We start from the raw sequence: 21,105 nt of genomic DNA on the forward strand, positions 1-21,105 counted from the left end.
TGATGCATGTCACTTTTTCGGGCGGAGGTTTTCTATGGACTCTCTACTTATTAAAAATGCACAAATTATTACCATGAATGAACAGAATGACATTTTCACAGGAGATCTTTTTATTAAAGATGACCTGATTGCAGCGATGGGACCAAATCTGCAGAATTCTGCTGAAAAAATTATTGATGCTTCCAGCAGGACCATTATTCCCGGGTTTGTTCAAACACATATTCACTTATGCCAGACACTATTCCGCGGCAGAGGAGACGATTTAGAATTATTGGATTGGCTGAAAAAAAGAATTTGGCCTCTTGAAGCATCTCACGACGGAGAATCTGTCTTTTATTCGGCAATGCTTGGGATTGGGGAATTGATTCAAAGCGGCACGACAACCATTGTTGACATGGAAACCGTTCACCATACCGATTTTGCTTTTCAGGCTATTGCCGCAAGCGGAATACGCGCGTTATCAGGCAAAGTCATGATGGATAGAGGATTTGATGTGCCTTCAGGTCTTAGAGAGAAAACGGAGGCCTCTATTCAGGAAAGTGTAGATTTACTGGAGAAATGGAATTTGCACGATAACGGCAGAATCCGTTATGCTTTTTCTCCAAGATTTGTTATTTCCTGCACAGAACAGCTTTTAAAGGAAGTAAGAGAGCTATCGTTCAAACACGATGTGAAAGTTCATACACACGCTTCTGAAAATCAAGAAGAAATTAAGGTCGTTCTTGAAGAAACAGGCATGAGAAACATTGTCTATTTAGATCATCTCGGACTTGCGAATGAACGCCTGATTCTTGCCCATTGCGTCTGGCTTGATGACAATGAGAAGCGGATTATTAAAGAACGAGGCGTCCACGTCAGCCATTGCCCCGGTTCAAACCTTAAGCTTGCTTCCGGTGTGGCAGATACAAAGGGACTCCTCGATATGAATGTGAGCTTAAGCCTTGGAGCGGATGGTGCTCCCTGCAACAATAATCTTGATATGTTTAATGAAATAAGGCTTGCTGCCCTCCTTCAAAAGCCGGTTCATGGTCCTGCAGCCATGGATGCGAAAACCGTTTTTCAGATGGCGACCATCGGCGGAGCTAAGGCTGCAGGATTAGAAAAAGAAATTGGCAGCCTTGAGGTAGGAAAAAAGGCAGATATGGCCATTCTGAATCTCAATCAGTTCCATACATATCCTTCTCAAGATTCTGACCCTATCTCGCGAATTGTCTACTCTGCCGGACGCGGAGATGTTGAGACAACGATCATCAATGGAAAAATCGTGATGGAAAACCGCATCATGAAAACAATGGATAAGGAAATGATATTACGAGAAGCCAATAACTCCATTCATCGCCTGCTGAAAAGAGCGGCATTGACTTAGGATGTATAATAGAGTCATCACCTAATAGAAATGAGTGAATGATTCTGAAAGATTTTATTAAGCTTCTAGCTGAAATCGTTAATAATATACACGACATGATCAATGCGGCTGCCTACCAGACGCTTGGACTGAACGTGACAGATAAAGACTTGCATTTTTGGATTATGGGCATCATCGGAATGGGTGTATTCGTGTTCATCTACCTTTTATCCAAATGGCTGTCAAAGCTGCCATTCGGCATTACTGCTCTTTCATTCTTATATACTCTGACATTTATGTTTGTTCTCGTATTTGGAATTGAGATTCAGCAGGCCCTGACTAATAGAGGAAATATGGAATTTATTGATGCTATTGTAGGACTTTGGGGATTCATTGCCATGTTCTTGATTTATATCGCACTCATCATTGTCTTCTTGATCATCAGAAGTATTTTCAAAAGGGGCAAAAATAAAAATGTTGATTTGTAAAAGAGCTCTCAGGCTGAGAAGCTCTTTTTTTTAGGCTGTTTTCGCATAGATTGTTGTTTTTCATGATAAATGTTGTCCGTTCCTTTCCGCTCCACTCAAGGCTTTTAAATACAACATTTACCAAAATAGTCTTTCAGTTTCTATTTAAACTTAAACCAATTCTTTAATATGGTTATCAGTCTTTCTTTATACGTTCTATTCGATGTAAATCACCGTTCTATCACCATTCCTCAACTTCAGATTTCTCCCACCAGATAGCCTGTCCTCCTTAATTTTTCTAATATCCCGCTTCCGGCTTATACATATTTCAAAAAATTCTCCATACCTATTATTAAGCTCGTTTATTTTTTTGAACAACTTATGAAATCGCTTACAAAAGGAGGGGCTGGTAAGGTGAATATTTTATTATGCTGTGCTGCCGGGATGTCAACAAGCCTGCTTGTTTCCAAAATGGAGGCAAGCGCTAAAGAGCAAGGACTCGATTGCAGGATATGGGCTGTTGGCGCCAGTGAAGTAAACAAGCATTTGGATCAGGCGGATGTTCTGCTTGTTGGACCGCAAGTCCGCTATTTGCTGCCGCAATTAAAGACAAAGGGGCAGGAACGCGGCATTCCGGTAGATTCCATCAATATGCTCCATTATGGAACATGCAATGGAAAGGAAGTACTGAATTTCGCGTATGGGCTTATTAATTCAGCTAAGGGGTGACTAGGATGGGAAAGGTCAATCGCTTCTTTGAGGAAAAATTTATGGTGGCTCGCAGCCAAGGTTGCAGGACAGCGGCATCTTCAGGCTTTAAGGGATGGAATTATTCTTACTATGCCGCTCATTATAATCGGTTCTGTGTTTTTAATTCTCGGATTTCTTCCGATTAAAGGATATCCAGAGTTCATGGCCAGTGTGTTTGGGGACGAGTGGCTGACAAAGCTTCTTTATCCTGTAGGTGCTACGTTTGACATTATGGCGCTGATTGCCTCTTTTGGGATTGCCTACCGTCTCGCTGAAAAGTATGGAGTTGATGCGCTTACAGCTGGTGCGGTCTCAGTAGCAGCATTCCTCTTAGCAACTCCCTATCAAGTTCCATTTCTTGCAGAAGGTGCATCAGAAGCTGTTATGGTCGGCGGTGCCATTCCTTCCGCTTTAATGGGAAGCAAAGGACTATTTGTAGCGATGCTTCTTGCTATCCTATCAACTGAAATCTTCCGGTTCGTCATTCAGAAAAACCTGGTTATTAAAATGCCAGACGGTGTTCCCCCTGCCGTAAGCCGATCGTTTATTGCGCTTATCCCTGGATTCTTTATTCTTACTACTGTGTGGCTTTTGCGTCTACTGGTAGAAAATACGTCCTTTGAAAGTCTTCATAATGTGGTCAGCATCCTTCTCGGTAAACCGCTCGGCGTCCTTGGCGGCAGTTTGATCGGCAGTCTTGTCGCTGTTATCCTGATTCAGCTTCTCTGGTCCACAGGTCTTCACGGAGCAAGCATCGTCGGCGGAGTCATGGGACCGATTTGGCTCACTTCCATGGATGAAAACAGGGTTGCTTTTCAAGCTGGAGAAGCCCTGCCGAATATCTTCACTCAGCAGTTCTTTGACCTTTTCGTCTATATTGGCGGATCCGGTGCCACGCTTTCACTGGTCTTCTGTATGCTTTTCCTTGCAAAAAGCCAGCAGATGAAGCAGCTTGGGCGGCTGTCCATTGGACCGGGTGTGTTCAATATTAATGAGCCGGTTACATTTGGAATGCCGATTGTCATGAATCCGCTGCTGATTATTCCATTTATCTTAACACCTATTGCGATTACAATCGCAACCTACATTTGCATGACAACTGGACTTGTTGCTAAACCGGCAGGAATCGGTGTTCCATGGACAATGCCTCCGCTCTTTGGCGGATACTTGGCTACTGGAGGAAAGATATCAGGGCTCATTATGCAGCTGATTAACATGCTGATTGCCTTCTTTATCTATTATCCTTTCTTCCGCATGTGGGATAAACAGAAATTCAGCGAAGAAAATCAAGCTGCTTCATAATGGAGGGAATCTATGAATAAAGAACAGCTTTACGAGCTTTCCTTCCATCTGATCGCCCATAGCGGCAATGCAAGAAGCCTTGCGATGGAAGCAATACAGGCATGCAAAAAAGGAAACTTTGACCTTGCTTTTGAAAAACTTGAGGAAGCGGATAAGGAGTTCGTCAAAGCTCACCGGTTTCAAACAGAGCTGATTCAAAAAGAAGCGGGCGGTGAAAAGTACGATCTCCCTATCATCCTTGTACATGCGCAGGATCACTTAATGACTGCAATGACCGTTAAAGATCTTGCTGCCGAAATCGTTGAAATTTATCAGCAGACAAAGAAGGTGTAAGCTTGACGAATAAAAAAGGATTAAAGGTCGCGACGATTGGCGGAGGTTCATCTTATACGCCTGAACTGATTGAGGGTTTCATTAAACGCTATGATGAACTTCCCGTTTCAGAGATTTGGCTTGCGGATGTTCCTGAGGGAAAAAGGAAATTAGAGATTGTCGGCAGCCTCGCAAAGCGCATGGTCGAAAAAGCAAATGTGCCCATCTCTATTCACCTGACTCTTAATAGGCGGGAAGCATTGGAAAACGCAGATTTTGTTACAACCCAATTTCGGGTCGGGTTATTAGAAGCCCGTGCAAAAGACGAACGAATTCCGCTGAAATACGGCGTACTTGGCCAGGAAACAAATGGTCCCGGGGGATTGTTTAAAGGGCTCCGCACCATTCCTGTTATCCTGGACATCTGCAGGGAAATGGAGTCCCATTGTCCCGATGCCTGGCTGATTAATTTTACAAATCCAGCAGGAATGGTGACGGAGGCTGTGCTGAGATACAGCAATATCCGAAAGGTTGTCGGTCTTTGCAACGTGCCGATTGGGATGGAAATGGGCGTGGCTAAGCTATTAAATGTTGAACATCACCGGGTACGGATTGATTTTGCAGGCTTAAATCATATGGTATACGGGCTTGATGTCTATTTAGACGGCATCAGCGTTAAGCAGAAAGTGATTGATCTGATTACAGATCCGGAGCAATCCGTCACCATGCAGAATATTGTGGCGCTCGGATGGGAGCCTGAATTTCTAAAAGCTCTGAACGTATTCCCGTGTCCTTACCATCAGTATTATTACAAAACGAGGGAAATGGTTGAAAAAGAGATGAAAAGTGCCGAAACCGCCGGCACCCGTGCAGAAGTGGTAAAAAAGCTTGAGGATGAGCTGTTTGAACTCTATCAAGATGAGGAGCTTTCAATCAAGCCCCCGCAGCTGGAAAAACGCGGCGGTGCCTATTACAGTGATGCTGCTGTCAGGCTGATTCACTCCATCTATACAGACAGACGGGACATTCAGCCCGTAAATACAATGAATAATGGAGCGATTGCCAGTCTTCCCCATGATTCTGCGATTGAAATCAGCTCAGTTATCACAAAGGATGGTCCTAAACCGCTTGCCATTGGTGATTTGCCTGTTGCTGTGCGCGGTCTTGTCCAGCAAATCAAATCGTTTGAACGTGTAGCAGCAGAGGCCGCAGTTACTGGAGATTACAGCACAGCTTTGCTCGCAATGACAATTAATCCTCTAGTAGCATCCGATGCTACTGGAAAAAAAATACTTGATGAGATGCTTGAAGCTCATAAGGAGCATCTTCCTCTCTTTTTCATGTAAAACAGAACCGGCCAGCAATTGGCCGGTTCTCTTATTATCCTCTTTCATATGTAAATCCCTTCTGAAACCAAACGTAAAAAATCCGTATAATCACCAAGATCATAAAATTAACCAGAAAAGTCAACAGCCAGCTGTACCTGGTATACTCCATCAAATCTGTATATTCAGCAAGCAGCCACGCTGATAACTGAATGCCAAATGCGGATAAAGAAAAGTAAAGGAATTTGTGCCAAAACCCCTTTTTAGGATAACCGAGAATAAACAAGACTCCGATGGCCGGATAAAAAAGATAATACAGGGTGAAGCTCATTTTTGTAGCATCCGGAAATTCTCTGAATGGAAATTTCATTCTTCCCGACAGCGTTTGAATATAAACAAACAGCCAGCCAACCGATTGTGAAAATAAAAGAACAATTTGCGCATCTCTTCGTTTATTTTTGGGGATTTTCCACACAAGCAATAAAATGGCCAATCCCCAAAGTGACAGTAGAACAAGGATCTCACGCATGATTTTCTCCCTTTAGTCCTTTTTTAAACCACATGACATATTGATGATTCACCATCAGGATCAGCATGACTGAGAAGAATGTCCAGTACCATTTCCATTCATCATATTCCACAGTATCTGTGTACTTCTCAAGAATAACTTCAGCAATAGTAAAAACTCCAGAGAACACAATTGCATAGAGCCACTTACTATGAATTTTTTTGGATGAAGGATAATAAAGACTAAACAAAATTGCCAGTACCGGGAACAAAAAAACTCAAAGGTAAAGCTCGATTCATTTACCTGATTCTCCTTGCTGAAAAGTTGAACAGGATAATAAATCCATCTCTTTTCGACGACAATTAAACCGGCTGCCCATGTCAGTGAGCTCATTGAAAGAAATGGCACCCAGGCTTCTCTGGCTCTCTCTTTCGGGACAAATTTCCAGATTAATAAAATACTGAGAACAATCGCACCTGCTATAATCCATCTCTCTATGATCATAATCTCTTTTCCCATTTCTATTTTTTTATTACTATCGGTTCATAAATAGAAAATTATGTGAGAAGGAATAGGATGTTGGATTTTTTTATGATAAAGTGATTGTACATAGGTCATATCTTTTATATGGGAGAGACGTTCATGAAAACAAAGGCGCTGCATGATTTCTTAAGGGAACAATCAGAGAAGATGACAGCCCGCTGGCTGGAATCCAGAACACACGAACCCGTGTCCGTCTATTCGATAGATGCTCCAGAAGATATAAGAGAAGAAATTCGGGAGCAAAATCAGCATTTCATTGATACGATCGTCAATCTTCTGGAAGATCCATCACCAGATCGCGTCAGCAGCTGGGCACAGGAGGTTGCAACAAAGCGGGCGATGTCTGAAACGCCTCTTTACCGTTCGATTCAGCAATTCAGACGATTTAGGATGATATTGTGGGATACCGTGGAAACCTATATCTCTATTCATAAGGATGAAATTACTTCAGAGGATATTCTTTATTGGAGCAAAAACATCCACTCTGCTTTTGATCATGCAATCGAACTCTTTACCCGCTACTATCATCAGGTATCAGAAGCAAGAATGGAAGCTCATAAAACCATGATTTATAAATTAACAACCCCCATCATTCCCGTTTCAGATGAAATAGGCATACTGCCGATCGTTGGCGATATTGATACACACAGGGCCATGCTTATTTCAGAGAGCGCCATTAAAAAAGCCGAGCAGCTGAACTTAAGCCATATTGTGATTGATATGTCCGGCGTTTTACTGATAGATACAATGGTTGCGGGCCAGCTTTTTAAAATGATTCAAATGATGAATTTACTTGGCATCGAGGTCACGATAACAGGCATTCGCCCAGAAATCGCCCAAACCTCGATCCAGCTCGGGATCGACTTTGGAAACCTTGGTACCTTCGGGCAGCTTAAACACGCATTAAAGTTTTTATATAAAGAGAATTAAGAAAAGCGCAGGCAGACAGATAAGGATCCGACAGAAAGGCGCTTTCTGCCAATACTTTCGGATCCGTTCTGGCCGAGATCTGGGCGATTCCGCTCGCCATCGAAGCGCAAAATTTTATACTTTCTTATCTCTAAAAAAAGACGTGCAGCACGTCTTTTTTAGTAATTATTTTTAAAAATGAGCTGCTCTATCGAAAGAAATTTACTGCCGCTCAAAACAAGAAAGGCTGACATTGCAAGCAGGGCCGCATCCAATTCGTATCCGCCGATAAATTCACTGCCAAGTTTAGCTGTAAAGATGGCTCCGAGCATAATCAGCCCGAAAAGAGCAGCAATAATTCTAGTGCCCAGTCCAAGTATTAAGAGGATTCCTCCCGCAGCCTCTATTATGGCTACAGGATAAGCAAGAAAACCGGCAATTCCTATACTGTCAAAAAATCCGGCTGTATGTTCAATTCCTCCTTGAAATTTCGCCAAGCCATGCACGAAAAAAATAATTCCTAAAGCGACGCGGACAACCAGCCCGCCAAGTTCTGCATTCTTTTTCATATGAAAAAACACTCCTTTTCATTTTATACTACATGCCGTAGTGTAAATTTTAAAAATTTTTTAGGACAGCTCAATCAAAAACATCGAGAGCAGCATAAAGAAAACCAGCATAGAGACCGCGGCCTTTTTAAGCGGCATATCTAATGGCGTCTCTGCGAATGGATCAAGAATTTTTTGGATTCTGAGATTTATTGCCGTGTCTGCAAATGGTGCATACGAGAATGATAATAGCTTCTTTTTTTGATTTGTTTTCAAGATTTTGAGCAGCGCACTTCCTAAATCTGCTGAAGACTGCAGGCTGCTGATGGCATAATGATCTGCCAGCAATTCGCGGATGGTTCTGTATTTTTGGTAAAACCAGCTAAGAATCGGAATATACCACATCACCGATGAGCATACGGATAAAACAAACAGCTTCAGAGGATCCCTGTTTTTTTGATGATAAATTTCATGAAAAACAACGGCCTGTCGTTCTCCTTCATCAAGCAAATTCAAAAGTCCGGCAGAAAGAATGATTTTCGGACGAAAAAACCCCATCGTCAAAGAAAGGACCGCTTCCTCGTCAATCACCTGGATGGTCTCTTTTGGAAATGAAAATTGCCGATTGTATTGAACCGTTAAAGCTGCGTTCATCTTTTTAGCCATTTTTTTATGAATGGTATGTGAGAGATAAAGCTGTTTCACAATCTTGTAGACTGTCATGGACATGGTCGCATAAATAATCACTTCCAGTAAATACTCAAGCGACGTAAACCCCAGGGACTGAAGAGCTGTGCTGCACAATTGAATCAGGTTAAACTCAATCGGAAGGCCAAGCAATTTGCGAAAAAGATAGATCGTCATTTGAATTAGCAGGATCATTGAGACGGACACACAAGCTAAAAATACTTGTTTTGATCTTTTTTCCCACATACTATTTTCCCTTTTTCATTTCTTTTATTTTTTGCTCAAGCTTTGCAATCAAGTTTTCATCGGCTTCCTCTATGCTGTCAATCATATGACTCACGACAATTTGTCCAAACTCGTCAATCAATCCGTTTGTAAGCTCTTTGGATTGTGCTTCGAGAAACTCTTCCTTTGTCAGAACCGGGCGGTATAATGATCCTCTTCCCTCAGAGCGTTTCGTCAGAACATCCTTTTCGACAAGCCGGTTCATGACAGTCATCACCGTGTTAAAGCTCATTTTTTTCTCTTTTTCAAGCCTCTGCTGAACATCTTTAATCGACAGCTCAGATGAACTCCAAAGGATATTCATAATCTTAGCTTCTAATGGACCAAAAAATCGATTTAACCCTTTTTCATTGAATTTAAAATGCTGGATTTTCACAATAACAACACCTCACACTACACATTGTAATGTGCAAATACTCCCGAGTCAAATGATTCTTAAAGTTGTTTCAATCTAATAATAGATGGTAGATTAGTAGAAAGGGGGAAAACACGCATGATTCTTACCGGTATGATTCTCGATGTGGAAACAACAGGCCTGTCGCCCATTCAGGACGAAATGATTGAAATTGGCTTCCTGCTGTTCCGTTATGATACAGATACAGATGTCTTTTTAGAAACGCTTGAAGAGCATTCGTACTTAAGAGAGCCTTTGTCTCTTTCAGCCAGAAAAAATTATGAATTTGCCTTTCGAATCCATTCAATTCCTTTTGAAGATGTTAAGGGCAGATCATTTGATGATACAAAAGTAAAGTCAGCGATTCAGAGGGCTGATTTTATTATCGCTCATAATGCTTCTTTTGACAGAAGCTTCACCGCTAAAATGTACCCAGAGCTGCATTCAAAGAAATGGTACTGCTCTGCCAGAAATATACCGTGGAAAAAATACGGATATCAAAGTGCCAAGTTAATCAGCCTATTACATAGTCACAAGCTGGCTGCCGTCCAGACTCACCGTGCTCTCGATGATGTGAAGCAGCTGCACCTGCTGCTGAAAAGCACGAATTACGAAGGCAAATCTTATTTGCAGGTCGCTTTAACAGAACCTTCTTCTGCACCAAAGGTAAAGTCCATTAAATGTTCGCTTTCGGGTGTAAAACAGAAAAGTGCAGACGGAACGAGTCCGCAAACCTATCTGCCTCATATTAATCAAAACGATACACTGCTGCTCAAAAAAGAAGAGCAGACAGATCGGTTTCATGTATATACAACGGACCTCAACTATCTTGGCTTCATCGGTGCTGCCCCCAGCAAAAAGCTGACTGGCTATTTAAAAGAATCTTTTCAGCTCAAAGCGAAAGTTATCGAAAAGCTTGTGAATGAAAAAGGAGAACACGGCTGCAGGGTAGAGATTATGATTGAAAAACTGGCGAAGAAAAAAGAGCCTTCGTTTAATTGGTAAAAGAACAGCGTGCAGCTGTTCTTTTTTTGTTTGCAAATGATGAATGGATTGCAGGAAGATTCATCCATGTTAATGCACTGTTCTATCACCTTTTCAATACAGGTATCCATATTTCACTTTTAAACACCGGTGAAGCTGTATCTTTATTCTCATTCCACAGGATTTCCGGACCTTCCAGTTGTTCATAATTTGAGGAGGGAAACCATTCGGAATAAATTCGTCCCCATACTTCCTGCAGCTTATCAGGAAATGGCCCGATTGCTTCGAATACAGCCCATGTTAAAGCTGGGACATCAAGCTGTGTCAGGTTATCTGGACATTCCTTTGTTGTGGCTGCACCAATATAGTGATCAAGCTCCCCTTTTTCCTCCATTCTTCCTTCAGAAAAGTTGGTGGAGGCACTGATCAGCCCCATAGGCTCCACATTGGAAAGGGCTTTTAGGGTACTAATTGTTTCATTATCTAAACTTTTCCACATCGAAGCAATCTCCTGGTTAACCCCATTAAATTGAAGATGAACTCTTTTCTTTATGCCTACAATGCAAAATGCCTCTTTTTCTTCTATTCGGTAGTTCATTTCACTTCCTCCTTTTATTGATAACTGAAAGGTCATCCTTGGATAAGCTTTCAGTGAATGGCCGTTGTTTCTTGCTTCTGAAGGCGTGATTCCATGCAGATTTTGAAATGCCCGTGCAAACGAATCCGGTGAGCTGTATCCGTATTTCACCGCAATATCTATGACCTTTGCTCTGCTGTCTTTAAGCTCAAATGCTGCAAGGGTAAGTCGTCTGCGGCGGATGTATTCTGACAGTGAAATGCCTGCCAGAAAAGAAAACATCCTTTTAAAATGATAGTCAGAGCATAATGCAAGTCTTGCGACTTCTTTATAGTCAATTTCGTCCGTAAGGTTTTCTTCGATGTAATGAATCGCTTCATTCATATTCTTTATCAAATCCATGACATGACCTCCTTTATCTATACAATATCATTGGGCGAATACAGCTGCCCGACATTTTATGCACACTTATGCGGGGTGTATATGTTAGAACCTTCAAACCAAATTGCTGTATGGTCCACAAGGTAAAATCCTTTGTTACCGCCAATTATTTCAAAACAAAGCAATTTACTCAATCCTATCTTTCATGAAAAAGCATGACAGCTGTCCTGTGTATTCACCTGCATTTTATACTCCTTCTTGTATAATTATTCTACAATAGTCTTCTCCCTAAAAAACACTAATACCTTAACAATATATATTTCAAATAATCCCCATTTCATAGACTTAAAGGCTCATCGTTTTAAAAAAGCAATATTTTTTATAAAAAAATTAATTTTCATATAATACTAAATAGTGATAAAATAGTGGAGATTTTATAATATTGCAAACGCTTACTTATAAGGAGGCCTTCATGTTAAATCAGAATCAGGAATTGAAAAAGGAATTAAAAGAAAGGCATATTTTGATGATTGCACTTGGCGGTGTAATTGGTACAGGACTATTCCTGAGCACTGGGTATACCATTGGCGAGGCGGGGCCCGGGGGAGCCATTCTCGCCTACCTGATTGGCGGATTTGTCATGTATTTGACCATGCTTTGCCTCGGTGAATTGGCCGTTGCAAACCCTGACGCAGGATCCTATCAAACTTACGCAACGAAGTTTATATCACCGGGAGCCGGCTATGTGGTAGGCTGGATGTCATGGCTGAATTGGTCTGTTACAATTGGGCTTGAACTGCTTACAGTCAGTATTTTAATGAAGCGCTGGTTTCCGGACGTTTCTCCGTGGATTTGGTGCATCGTATTCGCCATTTTGCTTTTTTGCATCAATGCCTTGTCTACAAAAAGCTTTGCAGAAGTTGAGTTTTGGTTTGCAAGTATTAAAGTGATTACCGTTTTAGCCTTTATTCTTTTAGGCGGAGCTGCCATGTTTGGATTTCTTGAAATGGGCGGCGGGGAGCCTGCACCATTCTTAAGCAATTATACGGAGCACGGCGGATTGTTTCCGCACGGAATAGCTGCCATTTTAATTACGATGATTGGCGTGAATTTTTCTTTTCAGGGAACGGAACTCGTTGGAGTTGCAGCTGGAGAGAGTGAGAATCCTGAAAAAACAATTCCAAAAGCCATCAATAATACAGCTTGGCGCATTCTTATTTTCTTTGTTCTCTCTGTTTTTGTACTGGCCGGACTGTTTCCATGGAAAGAAGCAGGACTTGTGGAAAGTCCGTTTGTGGTTGTATTTGATAACATTGGGATTCCATATGCGGCTGACATTATGAACTTTGTTATTATCACTGCTGTACTATCAGTAGCAAACTCTGGATTATACGCTACATCCCGTATGCTTTGGTCGATGTCCAGACAGGGAATGATTCATGAAAGATTCGGAAAGCTGAATAAAAGCGGAGTACCAATCAACGCACTTATTGCAAGCATGGTCGTAGGATGCTTGTGTCTATTATGCGGTTTTTTTGCCGAAGACACGGTATACTTGTGGCTGCTGTCTATCGCCGGTTTTGGAGCAGTGTTTGTATGGGCATCCATCGCTCTTTCAAACTACTTAGGCAGAAAACAATTTTTGAATAACGGCGGAAAAATCAGTGATCTTAAGTTCAGGACGCCATTTTACCCAATTGTTCCTCTGGCTGCGCTATCTGCCAATGTACTGGTGATGGTGAGTCTTGCTTTTATTCCAGACCAAAGAATGGCCCTGTACTGCGGAATACCTTTTCTGATCGGATGTGCTTTATATTATCGTTTTTCCGCTAAGGAAAAGATGAAGAAGAAGGGCTTTGTCCAAAATCAGGACTTAATTCAAACGGATAAAGAAAAAATCATATAGCAGTTAAAAAGAAAATGGACCAATAATAGAGTTCGTTCGTTTAGCAGCACCACAATTAGCAAAGGTTAATACAAAAAGACTCGTCGATTGACGAGTCTTTTGAATTCAATGGGAACTCAACTTGAGCTCTCCATGTTACTATTCTGGTTCTTCTTTTATTCTGACTTCAAAACCTTTAATGTCATTTTCTTTAAAAGCCTTATTAATTGCATCAGTCGCATTTTGTTTAAGACTCTCGAAACTGACGCCTTCTGGCGGTCTTATCATTAAAGAAATGATCATTTCTTCTTCGGAGATTCCTTCCGCCACAATGTGATCCGCCACAACGTTAAACTCTTGTTTGCCTAATTCATGAAAGATTTTTTCTCCAACATATTTTTCTCTTTCGTTTTCTGCCCATACATCATTATTATTTGAACAAGCTCCGAGAAGTAATACCATCAAAACACCTAAAATAAAGCTTTTCATTTTAAGTCCTCCTGACATTACATATTTATCCAATTCTACCATATATGATTATTAAATAATAGAACAAAAAAACTGACCCATGGCAAGAAGGTCAGTCAAGATTCATTAACTGCTTTAAGCGCTGCAGATAATTTGAAGTTTTTGGACTCAGAGAGAGAATGCAATCTTTAAGAAAAAATGATTCCTTTGCACTTTACCCCGCTAGATATTCAATATATTATCCTCAAGAACAGCTGATTTATCTCCGTACACTTTTTCAATATGCTGAAGTCCCCAGGCAGATAAGGACTCAAGAATTGCCGTCACGCTCCATCCATACTCGCTTAGTTCATATTCCACTTTTGGCGGAACTTGATTATAGGTTATGCGGTTGATGATTCCATCTTCTTCGAGCTCCCTCAGCTGCTGTGTCAGCATTTTTTGGGTGATGCCCGGCATCAGCCTTTTCAGCTCGCCCGTTCGTTTTTTCCCCCGCATTAAGTGGCAAAGAATGACACATTTCCACTTTCCGCCTATCACTTCGAGAGCTGCTTCTACCGGAATGTTATACCGCTTTGTTTCTGCCATTGTCATGTTCCTCCTTAGTTAACGGGGTATTTATTTTATTATAGCCACTTATGAAGAATTTCCTCAAAGCATAGTAAGAGGCTGGGACGTAACGATTATCTCCTGAATGAAAGCCGAACATTGAATAGTGCGAAAACCATTAAAAGATAGGCTATGTTCGCATAAATTGTTGTTTTTCATGATAAATAATGTCCGTTCCTTTCCGCTCCACTTAAGGTTTCTAACATTTAGTACTGCAGCAACAATATTTATGAAAAGAGCCAAAGAAAAAAATCCGAACTAAAATGAAATCCAAGTTGGAATTTCACATAATAGTTCGGATTTTTCTTTGGCTGAAAACCTTTTGTCCCAGCCTCTATTTTTGATCAGCCGGATAAACGACGCCGATTTGTTTTCTCGCTTCATCCATAACTTCCATTACCTTTATTGAATTTTCATAGGTATTGATTGTTGATTCATAAAGATCATTTTGGATTAAATCGATGAATTCCTTCATTTCATAATACATGGTGTCTTCTTTTTGAGGTTTTGTAATATCTTCTGTTCTGCCGTCACGGTAGCGAATTTCTACTTTTTCAATCGTACTGATCCGGTCAATAACGATCGTGCCATCTTCACCTTGAATTTCAGATGGAAGAGCTGAGTCTGTGATCTTGGAATACATCATCACAGCGTCTTTGTCTTTATATTGAAGAAGAATGCTTCCCTCTCCATCAACACCCGAACTTAAAAGCAAGCCGCTTGCTTTGATGGTTTCAGGTTTTCCGAACAGAACGATCGAAGGATACAGTGCATAGATACCGATGTCCATAAGTGATCCGTTTGAGAATGTTGGATCGAATGCATTCAGCACAGTTCCTGAGCGATAGGCATCATAACGAGATGAGTATTGGCAGTAGCTGGCAATGTATCTTCTTACGGTGCCAATTTTGTGCAGGTTTTCCTGAATGCTTCTGAAGTTAGGCAAGAACGTTGATTTCATCGCTTCCATCAGCAGAACGCGGTTTTCCTTTGCTGCCTGTATCATTTCAGAAATCTCTTTAACGTTTGACGCAAGCGGCTTTTCACACAGTACATGCTTCTTGTGATTCATGAATAAAATGGCCTGCTCTGCGTGCAGGGAGTTGGGGCTGGCTATGTATACAGCATCAATTTCATCGCTCTTTGCCATGCTTTCTAAATCTGTAAATATAGTCTCTACACCATATTTCGCAGCGAATTCTTCAGCTTTTTCGCTGGTTCTTGAATAAACGGCCTTCAGCGAAAAATCCTCGATTTGCATGGCAGCCTTTAATAAGCGGTCTGTTATCCAGTTTGTTCCGATAATTCCAAAGCGTATCAATTTTGTTCCTCCTATATACCTTGTTTGCTATTACAATACCATATGTATGAAGCAAACGTCTTCACCGACGCTTGCTTATATGAGTTCAACCTCAACCGACTCTATGCCCTGTACTTCTTTTATGTCCTCATATACGTCTGAAGTATAGCGGTCATTTTTTATCAGCAGGAGCAAATCTACCGTCCTTAATTCACGATCGGTAATGTCTTTAATCTTTACCCATTTTATTTTCATATCTTTTTTGCGCAGCACATGAAGAATATCCGAGATATTCACATTAACAGGAACAGTTAGCTTTACCTTCAATTCTTTAAGTCTGAGCGTCTTAGGTCCAAGCTTCTTTACTAACGGAGCAATGATTTCGATTGACCCAATCATGAAAATAAGGGCTATGAGTGCTTCCTGATAAAATCCGGCTCCAATAGCAATGCCAAGTCCCGCCGCTCCCCAAATCATCGCAGCAGTTGTAAGCCCGCTTATGACATCATTGCTTCTGCGGAGAATCGCTCCCGCTCCCAAAAATCCGACACCTGAAACGATTTGCGCTGCAAGTCTGAGCGGATCCATTGGACGATTATAATCATTTGAAAATGTATAAGCTGCTTCAATTGAAATCACGGTTAACAGACAGGAGCTTACCGCAATGATAATCGTGGTTTTCAATCCCAGCGGCTTTTTCTTGATTTCCCGCTCAAGTCCAATAATTATTCCAACCAGCAGGGATAAAAATAATTTGATAATAGTATGCTGATGAACAATAATATCCTCCAAGATCCCTCACCCTTTTCTTTGTCTATAGTCTGCTCTAATTTTATTTCAATCATTATACCATTCGGCAAGCGCTGTTTATATGTGTATTTTGTCAAGCTCTTACGTCTAATTAACTGAGTTTATTCTAACAGCCTGCATATTATTCAATTTGGGGTTGGTTATAGAATTTTGGCCCCCCCCCCCCCCCCCCGATTAGACCCAGAAATCAGCTTTATATTGATTTTTGATCAGCGGAGTCCTTTCAGATAATCTGCTTTTCTTCGACGGCCACAGAGAAAGTTTTATTAGCGGAATCTATTTTTATGTTTATTTAGCCATTTATCATATTGAAAAGCTGGACTTTCCCTTTTTTAGCCGAAGTCAATCATCATCAGCTATATTTCATATCTGAAAAGCCAAATGAAAAAGCACCACTCAGGGTGCTTTTTCAATGAGCCTTATTCTTCCTCAACTGCTCTTGTGTTTTTTCGTCTGAATTTGCTCATCATCTCATAAACAATCGGCACAATCAGAAGAGTTAACAGCGTAGAGCTCGTTAATCCGCCGATGACTGTGACTCCAAGTCCTTTTGAAATGATGCCGCTGCCGCCTTCAATTCCGATTGCAAGCGGGATGAGCGCTCCAATGGTAGCGATAGCTGTCATCAGGATTGGACGAAGACGTGTCGTTCCTGCTTCAAGAAGTGCGTCTCTAGTCGACAGGCCTTCACGCTCTTTGTGAATAACGCGGTCGATTAGAACAATCGCGTTTGTTACAACGATGCCAATCAGCATTAATGCACCAATCATTGCGTTAATACTGATGGTTTCACCTGCAATCAATAATCCGACCAATGCACCGATCACGGTAAATGGAAGAGAGAACAGAATCGCAAAAGGTGCAAGTCCGCCGCCGAATGTTATGACAAGAACAAGGTAAACAATGGCAATCGCAGCAAGCATAGCAAGGCCAAGCTGTGTAAAGGATTCCTGAATGTCTTCTGTTACTCCGCCTGTATCAATGTCAACACCTGACGGCAAGTCTAGACCATCCACTTTCTTTTGAACCTCTGCAGATGCTTTGGCAACATCATCGGTTGTCAGTTCTCCGGAAACCTGTACGTAAATGCGGCCGTCACGACGTGTTACGGTATCTGAAGTTTTTCCTTCTTCAACAGTTACGACATCACCGATTTTCACTTCTTTGCCAAGCGGTGAAGTGATTGTTTTTTCAGTTAAATCCTCTACATTTTCATACGTTTCTTTCTCTGTTTGAAGATAGACGTTTAGTTCTTCTCCGTCTTTTTCAACTTGTGTCAGAACAGGACGCTCTCTTTGCGGGCTAAGCTCCATGCCGATTTGGCCTGCGGTTAAACCGAGCTTGCTCAGTTCTTCCTGATTCGCAACAAGGGTATATTCATCGTATGACTCAGCAAGGCTTGAGCTTACGTTTTTAAAGCTTCCATTGTCATTCATGATTTTTTCAATTTCTCCGACAGCCGGCTCAATATCTTCTATTTGATTTCCATAAACAAAGAATTGAACTTCATTGCTGCCAGCGCTCTGAGTGAAGTCCTGTGCAGCCCATTCGCCCTGAACAGTCTCAGCTTGAAGGTCTTCAATCACTCTCTCTTTTTCCTTATCAAAATTCTCTGTATCATCTTCATACTCGATAAAGAAAACGGCACTGTTTGAGTCGCCTGGGCTCATAGGGTTTTCGCTTCCTAAAGAGAACTGCACTAACGATACATCTTTACGGTCCATTAACAGTTTTTCTGCTTTAGTAACCACTTCTTCAACTTGATCTTTTGTTTCACCCGGAGCAGGCTTGTAAGTTGCATAGACAAGCTTCTGTTCTTCTGAAGGCAAGAAGCTGACGCCGATAACCGGAACAAGGAATAAGCTGCCGACAAGCATCAAGACTGCTAGGCCTGATGTAATCCATTTATGGTTCAATGACCAATTTAAGATGCTTCTGTATGCACCAGTCATTTTCCCGGGTTTGTGTTCTTCATGCTTTTTAGCCGTTTCGCCATATAGTCCTTTTTTGAACAGGCTGTGTGCGAGCATTGGCACAATCGTAACAGCAACAACTAATGAAGCAAGCAAGGCAAAAACGATTGTTAATGCGAATGGAAGGAATAATTCTCCGATAACGCCATTAACAAGAGCAAGCGGCAGGAAGACAGCAATTGTAACAATTGTTGAAGACATAATCGGAACAAACATTTCCTTTGTAGCTTCCCGCACTAAGCTCATGCCTTTTAACTTCTCGCCCTGCAGCGACATTCTCCGGTAAATATTTTCGATGACAACGATTGAATCATCAACCACACGGCCAATGGCAACCGTCATGGCACCGAGTGTCATGATATTAAGCGTAATGTCCATTTGCTTTAATAAAAGAACAGCTATTAATAAAGATAATGGAATGGAAACCACTGAAATCAAGGTTGATTTGATATCTCTTAAGAATAAGAGAATAATGATAATCGCGAAAACAGCACCAAATAATGCTTTGCTCAGCATCGTGCTGACTGATTCTTCAATTGGTTCAGCCTGATCGAGGGTTGAGAGGATCTTAAGGTTCTCATACTCTTTTTCAAAACCATCAAGCTCTTCTTTTACAGCATTTGCTACATCAACTGTATTTGCATCTGCTGATTTAACGATTTGCAGGCCGATTGCTTCTTCACCGTTTGTTCTGGAAATCGATTCTGCTTCACCGACAGTTTTAATTTCAGCAAGCTCTGACAGCTTTACAGTCGGAAGCTCTATATCCTGTGCAGCAGGCGGTGTCTGTCCGGCTGCCGGCGCTTGAGCTGATCCTGGTGCCTGCGCTGTAGTCCCGGCTGATCCTGCTGGATTCTGCTCCGATCCCGGCGCAGTCTGTCCCGGCATACCGCTTTGGCCTTGTCCAGAAGCACCGCCGCCCGGCGTGATCAGAATCTCCATATTCTTCAAATCTTCCATTGTCAGGATGTTTCCATCTACAATAACCGATTGTTCTTTATCTCCGAACGTATATAATCCAAGAGGAAATTGAACATCGGAGCCTTTAATCATATTTTGAACGGTTTCTTCATCTAAACCGTATTCCTCAAGCTTCTCTTCTTTAAAAGTAAACTGGACTTCTTCAACTTGCTGGCCTGAAACCTGAACAGAAGAAACACCTTCCAGTCCTTTTATTGCCGGTACAATTTCATCTTCGGCAAGCGCAGTCAGATCACTTAGTGATTGTTCATCATCTGATATACTTAAAGCCAGAATTGGAAAAGCATTGATGCTGAGCCTTGAAATATCTGAATCATTTACTCCATCTGGCAATGAGAGATCTGAAACAGTGCTTTTTACTTCTTCCACTGCTTTATCCATATCTTTTTCGAATTCATATTCGATCTGAATGGATGAGGCATTTTGGAATGATGTTGAGCTGACAACGTTCACTCCATTTAAATTTTGGACTGCCTGTTCAATCGGCTCTGTAACTTTTTCTGCTACTTCTTCCGGTGTAGCACCAGGATAGACAGTTGTGACTGTTACGATTGGTGTTGTGATGTTTGGAATGGTCTCAAGCTTCATATTCAAACCTGAGTAAAGTCCTGCAACGGTCACAATAATAGTAAGAAGCCAAACTGCAAATTTGTTTTTCAAAACAAAATTAATGATTTGATTCATGTTGTCCTCCGGCAATTTATATTTATTGACTGACTGGTCATAATAATTAATAATATAAATGACCAGTCGTTTACAGTCAATTATAAATAACCTTTTTGAACATGAATTCTTTGTAAATGTGAACATTCAGTCAGAAACATTCAATTAATAACGTTACGCCCAAGTCACAACTCATGTATATTTATACTCAATCTTTACTGTTAAATAAGGAGATTACACGATGAAGGAAAAAGAAAAGCGGATCATCGAAGCGGCTATGAGCCTTTTCGCTAAAAAAGGGGTTACTTCGACATCCATACAGGATATAGCGAACGAATGCGAAATTTCTAAAGGGTCATTTTACCTTTATTTTAAATCGAAGGAAGCTCTCCTGCTTGAAACATTCAAATATCATTTTGAGCTGATCCATTCAAAAATGGAGGCTGTGAAAGAAAAGGATCTGGAACCACGGGCACTTTTAATCGCACAGCTTTCCTGCCAGCTGAGTGAGATTAATAAACATAAAGATTTCATTATTATGCAAATGAGAGAAAACGCCATACCCAATAATCCTTCAATGGCAGCTTTCATTCAAAAAATGAATGCAGATTCCAATCTTTTTGTCAAAAATGCGCTTCTATCTATTTACGGCGAGTCCATTGAAGAATATATCTGGGATGTAAGCACGATCCTTCAGGGGATGATTCACTCTTATTTAAAATTCATTATTTTTGAAAAAGCGGAATTGGATTTTGATGAACTTGCTGCTTTTCTTATAAACAGGGTGGATGATATAACTGCAGGGCTGAAGAATTCGCATGATAAACCAATCCTTTCAGGTGAGGGCGAGAAAAACATCTTCTCTCTATGTTCAGCATTAAGCCATGATGAAATATTAGCCAAAATTGAACACACCAAACATCAGCTATCAGGAGATCTTCAAGTCACACTTGAGGTGATTGAGGCAGAAATGAAGGAAGATTCACCGCGTATCCCTGTTATACAAGGGATGCTTGCGAATTTAAATCAGGATTCTGCTTTAGCAGAGCTTCAGCAGAGCATTGCTGCTTATTATCAAATTAAACTAGTATAGGAAAGA

Annotated in this window: 20 protein-coding genes and 1 pseudogene; 10 read left to right on the forward strand and 11 right to left on the reverse strand. The window is 41.2% G+C overall.

Annotated features, from left to right (window positions below):
* Positions 1-34 precede the first annotated feature (34 nt).
* From AC3ISE_RS18290 to AC3ISE_RS18315, 6 genes and pseudogenes are all read left to right on the forward strand, one after another.
* Entirely contained in the window at positions 35-1,366 is a 1,332-nt protein-coding gene (locus AC3ISE_RS18290) for a 5'-deoxyadenosine deaminase (protein WP_489222063.1), read from the forward strand.
* 38 nt (positions 1,367-1,404) lie between these two features.
* Positions 1,405-1,833, forward strand: coding sequence for a hypothetical protein (locus tag AC3ISE_RS18295; protein WP_489222064.1), 429 nt, complete (start codon positions 1,405-1,407; stop codon positions 1,831-1,833).
* A gap of 393 nt (positions 1,834-2,226) precedes the next feature.
* The gene (locus AC3ISE_RS18300; RefSeq protein WP_133312348.1) at positions 2,227-2,541 is read left to right on the forward strand and encodes a PTS sugar transporter subunit IIB; all 315 of its coding nucleotides are present in this window, start codon (positions 2,227-2,229) and stop codon (positions 2,539-2,541) included.
* Between the two features lie 5 nt (positions 2,542-2,546).
* Positions 2,547-3,864: pseudogene (gene celB, locus AC3ISE_RS18305) on the forward strand (PTS cellobiose transporter subunit IIC).
* Positions 3,865-3,876: 12 nt separating this feature from the next.
* A complete protein-coding gene (locus AC3ISE_RS18310; protein ID WP_309194379.1) occupies positions 3,877-4,197 on the forward strand; it encodes a PTS sugar transporter subunit IIA in 321 nt (106 codons plus the stop codon).
* 2 nt (positions 4,198-4,199) lie between these two features.
* The gene (locus AC3ISE_RS18315; protein ID WP_489222065.1) at positions 4,200-5,522 is read left to right on the forward strand and encodes a 6-phospho-beta-glucosidase; all 1,323 of its coding nucleotides are present in this window, start codon (positions 4,200-4,202) and stop codon (positions 5,520-5,522) included.
* Positions 5,523-5,556: 34 nt separating this feature from the next.
* On the opposite strand, the gene AC3ISE_RS18320 is transcribed toward AC3ISE_RS18315, so the two are convergent.
* Both AC3ISE_RS18320 and AC3ISE_RS18325 read right to left on the reverse strand, forming a co-directional pair.
* Entirely contained in the window at positions 5,557-6,030 is a 474-nt protein-coding gene (locus AC3ISE_RS18320) for a CBO0543 family protein (protein WP_489222066.1), read from the reverse strand.
* A complete protein-coding gene (locus AC3ISE_RS18325; protein ID WP_489222067.1) occupies positions 6,023-6,280 on the reverse strand; it encodes a CBO0543 family protein in 258 nt (85 codons plus the stop codon). The genes AC3ISE_RS18320 and AC3ISE_RS18325 overlap by 8 nt, the downstream gene beginning before the upstream one ends.
* Positions 6,281-6,651: 371 nt before the next feature.
* Between AC3ISE_RS18325 and AC3ISE_RS18330 the strand changes: the two genes are divergently transcribed.
* Positions 6,652-7,482, forward strand: a complete 831-nt coding sequence (locus AC3ISE_RS18330; protein WP_489222068.1) for an STAS domain-containing protein — start codon at positions 6,652-6,654, stop codon at positions 7,480-7,482.
* A gap of 158 nt (positions 7,483-7,640) precedes the next feature.
* On the opposite strand, the gene AC3ISE_RS18335 is transcribed toward AC3ISE_RS18330, so the two are convergent.
* The 3 genes from AC3ISE_RS18335 to AC3ISE_RS18345 are packed head-to-tail and all read right to left on the reverse strand — an operon-like array spanning position 7,641 to position 9,357.
* Positions 7,641-8,030, reverse strand: a complete 390-nt coding sequence (locus tag AC3ISE_RS18335) for a DoxX family protein (protein WP_489222069.1) — start codon at positions 8,028-8,030, stop codon at positions 7,641-7,643.
* Positions 8,031-8,090: 60 nt separating this feature from the next.
* Positions 8,091-8,942: a M56 family metallopeptidase gene (locus tag AC3ISE_RS18340; protein ID WP_489222070.1), complete on the reverse strand. Its 852-nt coding sequence runs from the start codon at positions 8,940-8,942 to the stop codon at positions 8,091-8,093.
* 1 nt (position 8,943) lies between these two features.
* A complete protein-coding gene (locus AC3ISE_RS18345) occupies positions 8,944-9,357 on the reverse strand; it encodes a BlaI/MecI/CopY family transcriptional regulator (RefSeq protein WP_489222071.1) in 414 nt (137 codons plus the stop codon).
* Positions 9,358-9,474: 117 nt separating this feature from the next.
* Between AC3ISE_RS18345 and AC3ISE_RS18350 the strand changes: the two genes are divergently transcribed.
* Positions 9,475-10,380 carry an exonuclease domain-containing protein gene (locus tag AC3ISE_RS18350; RefSeq protein ID WP_489222072.1) on the forward strand — a complete coding sequence of 302 codons (906 nt, stop codon included), beginning with the start codon at positions 9,475-9,477 and terminating at the stop codon, positions 10,378-10,380.
* An 85-nt stretch (positions 10,381-10,465) separates the two neighbouring features.
* On the opposite strand, the gene AC3ISE_RS18355 is transcribed toward AC3ISE_RS18350, so the two are convergent.
* Positions 10,466-11,338, reverse strand: a complete 873-nt coding sequence (locus AC3ISE_RS18355) for an AraC family transcriptional regulator (RefSeq protein WP_489222073.1) — start codon at positions 11,336-11,338, stop codon at positions 10,466-10,468.
* Positions 11,339-11,789: 451 nt separating this feature from the next.
* On the opposite strand from AC3ISE_RS18355, the gene AC3ISE_RS18360 reads away from it, so the two are divergent.
* Positions 11,790-13,223 (forward strand): amino acid permease, encoded by a 1,434-nt coding sequence (locus tag AC3ISE_RS18360; protein ID WP_489222074.1) that lies wholly within the window; start codon positions 11,790-11,792, stop codon positions 13,221-13,223.
* A gap of 138 nt (positions 13,224-13,361) precedes the next feature.
* On the opposite strand, the gene AC3ISE_RS18365 is transcribed toward AC3ISE_RS18360, so the two are convergent.
* The 5 genes from AC3ISE_RS18365 to AC3ISE_RS18385 form a co-directional block, all read right to left on the reverse strand.
* Positions 13,362-13,691: a hypothetical protein gene (locus AC3ISE_RS18365; RefSeq protein ID WP_489222075.1), complete on the reverse strand. Its 330-nt coding sequence runs from the start codon at positions 13,689-13,691 to the stop codon at positions 13,362-13,364.
* A gap of 201 nt (positions 13,692-13,892) precedes the next feature.
* On the reverse strand, positions 13,893-14,258 hold the full coding sequence (locus AC3ISE_RS18370; RefSeq protein WP_133312371.1) for a winged helix-turn-helix transcriptional regulator: 366 nt from the start codon (positions 14,256-14,258) through the stop codon (positions 13,893-13,895).
* A 355-nt stretch (positions 14,259-14,613) separates the two neighbouring features.
* Complete coding sequence (locus tag AC3ISE_RS18375) at positions 14,614-15,600, reverse strand: Gfo/Idh/MocA family protein (RefSeq protein ID WP_489222076.1); 987 nt, start codon at positions 15,598-15,600, stop codon at positions 14,614-14,616.
* A 75-nt stretch (positions 15,601-15,675) separates the two neighbouring features.
* Complete coding sequence (locus AC3ISE_RS18380; RefSeq protein ID WP_133313060.1) at positions 15,676-16,362, reverse strand: MgtC/SapB family protein; 687 nt, start codon at positions 16,360-16,362, stop codon at positions 15,676-15,678.
* Positions 16,363-16,808: 446 nt separating this feature from the next.
* Positions 16,809-20,027: an efflux RND transporter permease subunit gene (locus AC3ISE_RS18385; protein ID WP_489222077.1), complete on the reverse strand. Its 3,219-nt coding sequence runs from the start codon at positions 20,025-20,027 to the stop codon at positions 16,809-16,811.
* A 220-nt stretch (positions 20,028-20,247) separates the two neighbouring features.
* On the opposite strand from AC3ISE_RS18385, the gene AC3ISE_RS18390 reads away from it, so the two are divergent.
* Positions 20,248-21,099, forward strand: a complete 852-nt coding sequence (locus AC3ISE_RS18390; protein WP_489222078.1) for a TetR/AcrR family transcriptional regulator — start codon at positions 20,248-20,250, stop codon at positions 21,097-21,099.
* Positions 21,100-21,105: the final 6 nt, after the last annotated feature.

It is taken from the genome of Metabacillus sp. KH_069 (genome assembly GCF_057838075.1).

Coding starts and splice junctions, on each gene's coding strand:
- AC3ISE_RS18290 (WP_489222063.1), top strand. CDS start 35: ATGGACTCTCTACTTATTAAAAATGCACAAATTATTACCATGAATGAA.
- AC3ISE_RS18295 (WP_489222064.1), top strand. CDS start 1,405: ATGATTCTGAAAGATTTTATTAAGCTTCTAGCTGAAATCGTTAATAAT.
- AC3ISE_RS18310 (WP_309194379.1), top strand. CDS start 3,877: ATGAATAAAGAACAGCTTTACGAGCTTTCCTTCCATCTGATCGCCCAT.
- AC3ISE_RS18320 (WP_489222066.1), bottom strand. CDS start 6,030: ATGCGTGAGATCCTTGTTCTACTGTCACTTTGGGGATTGGCCATTTTA.
- AC3ISE_RS18330 (WP_489222068.1), top strand. CDS start 6,652: ATGAAAACAAAGGCGCTGCATGATTTCTTAAGGGAACAATCAGAGAAG.
- AC3ISE_RS18335 (WP_489222069.1), bottom strand. CDS start 8,030: ATGAAAAAGAATGCAGAACTTGGCGGGCTGGTTGTCCGCGTCGCTTTA.
- AC3ISE_RS18340 (WP_489222070.1), bottom strand. CDS start 8,942: ATGTGGGAAAAAAGATCAAAACAAGTATTTTTAGCTTGTGTGTCCGTC.
- AC3ISE_RS18350 (WP_489222072.1), top strand. CDS start 9,475: ATGATTCTTACCGGTATGATTCTCGATGTGGAAACAACAGGCCTGTCG.
- AC3ISE_RS18355 (WP_489222073.1), bottom strand. CDS start 11,338: ATGGATTTGATAAAGAATATGAATGAAGCGATTCATTACATCGAAGAA.
- AC3ISE_RS18360 (WP_489222074.1), top strand. CDS start 11,790: ATGTTAAATCAGAATCAGGAATTGAAAAAGGAATTAAAAGAAAGGCAT.
- AC3ISE_RS18365 (WP_489222075.1), bottom strand. CDS start 13,691: ATGAAAAGCTTTATTTTAGGTGTTTTGATGGTATTACTTCTCGGAGCT.
- AC3ISE_RS18370 (WP_133312371.1), bottom strand. CDS start 14,258: ATGGCAGAAACAAAGCGGTATAACATTCCGGTAGAAGCAGCTCTCGAA.
- AC3ISE_RS18385 (WP_489222077.1), bottom strand. CDS start 20,027: ATGAATCAAATCATTAATTTTGTTTTGAAAAACAAATTTGCAGTTTGG.
- AC3ISE_RS18390 (WP_489222078.1), top strand. CDS start 20,248: ATGAAGGAAAAAGAAAAGCGGATCATCGAAGCGGCTATGAGCCTTTTC.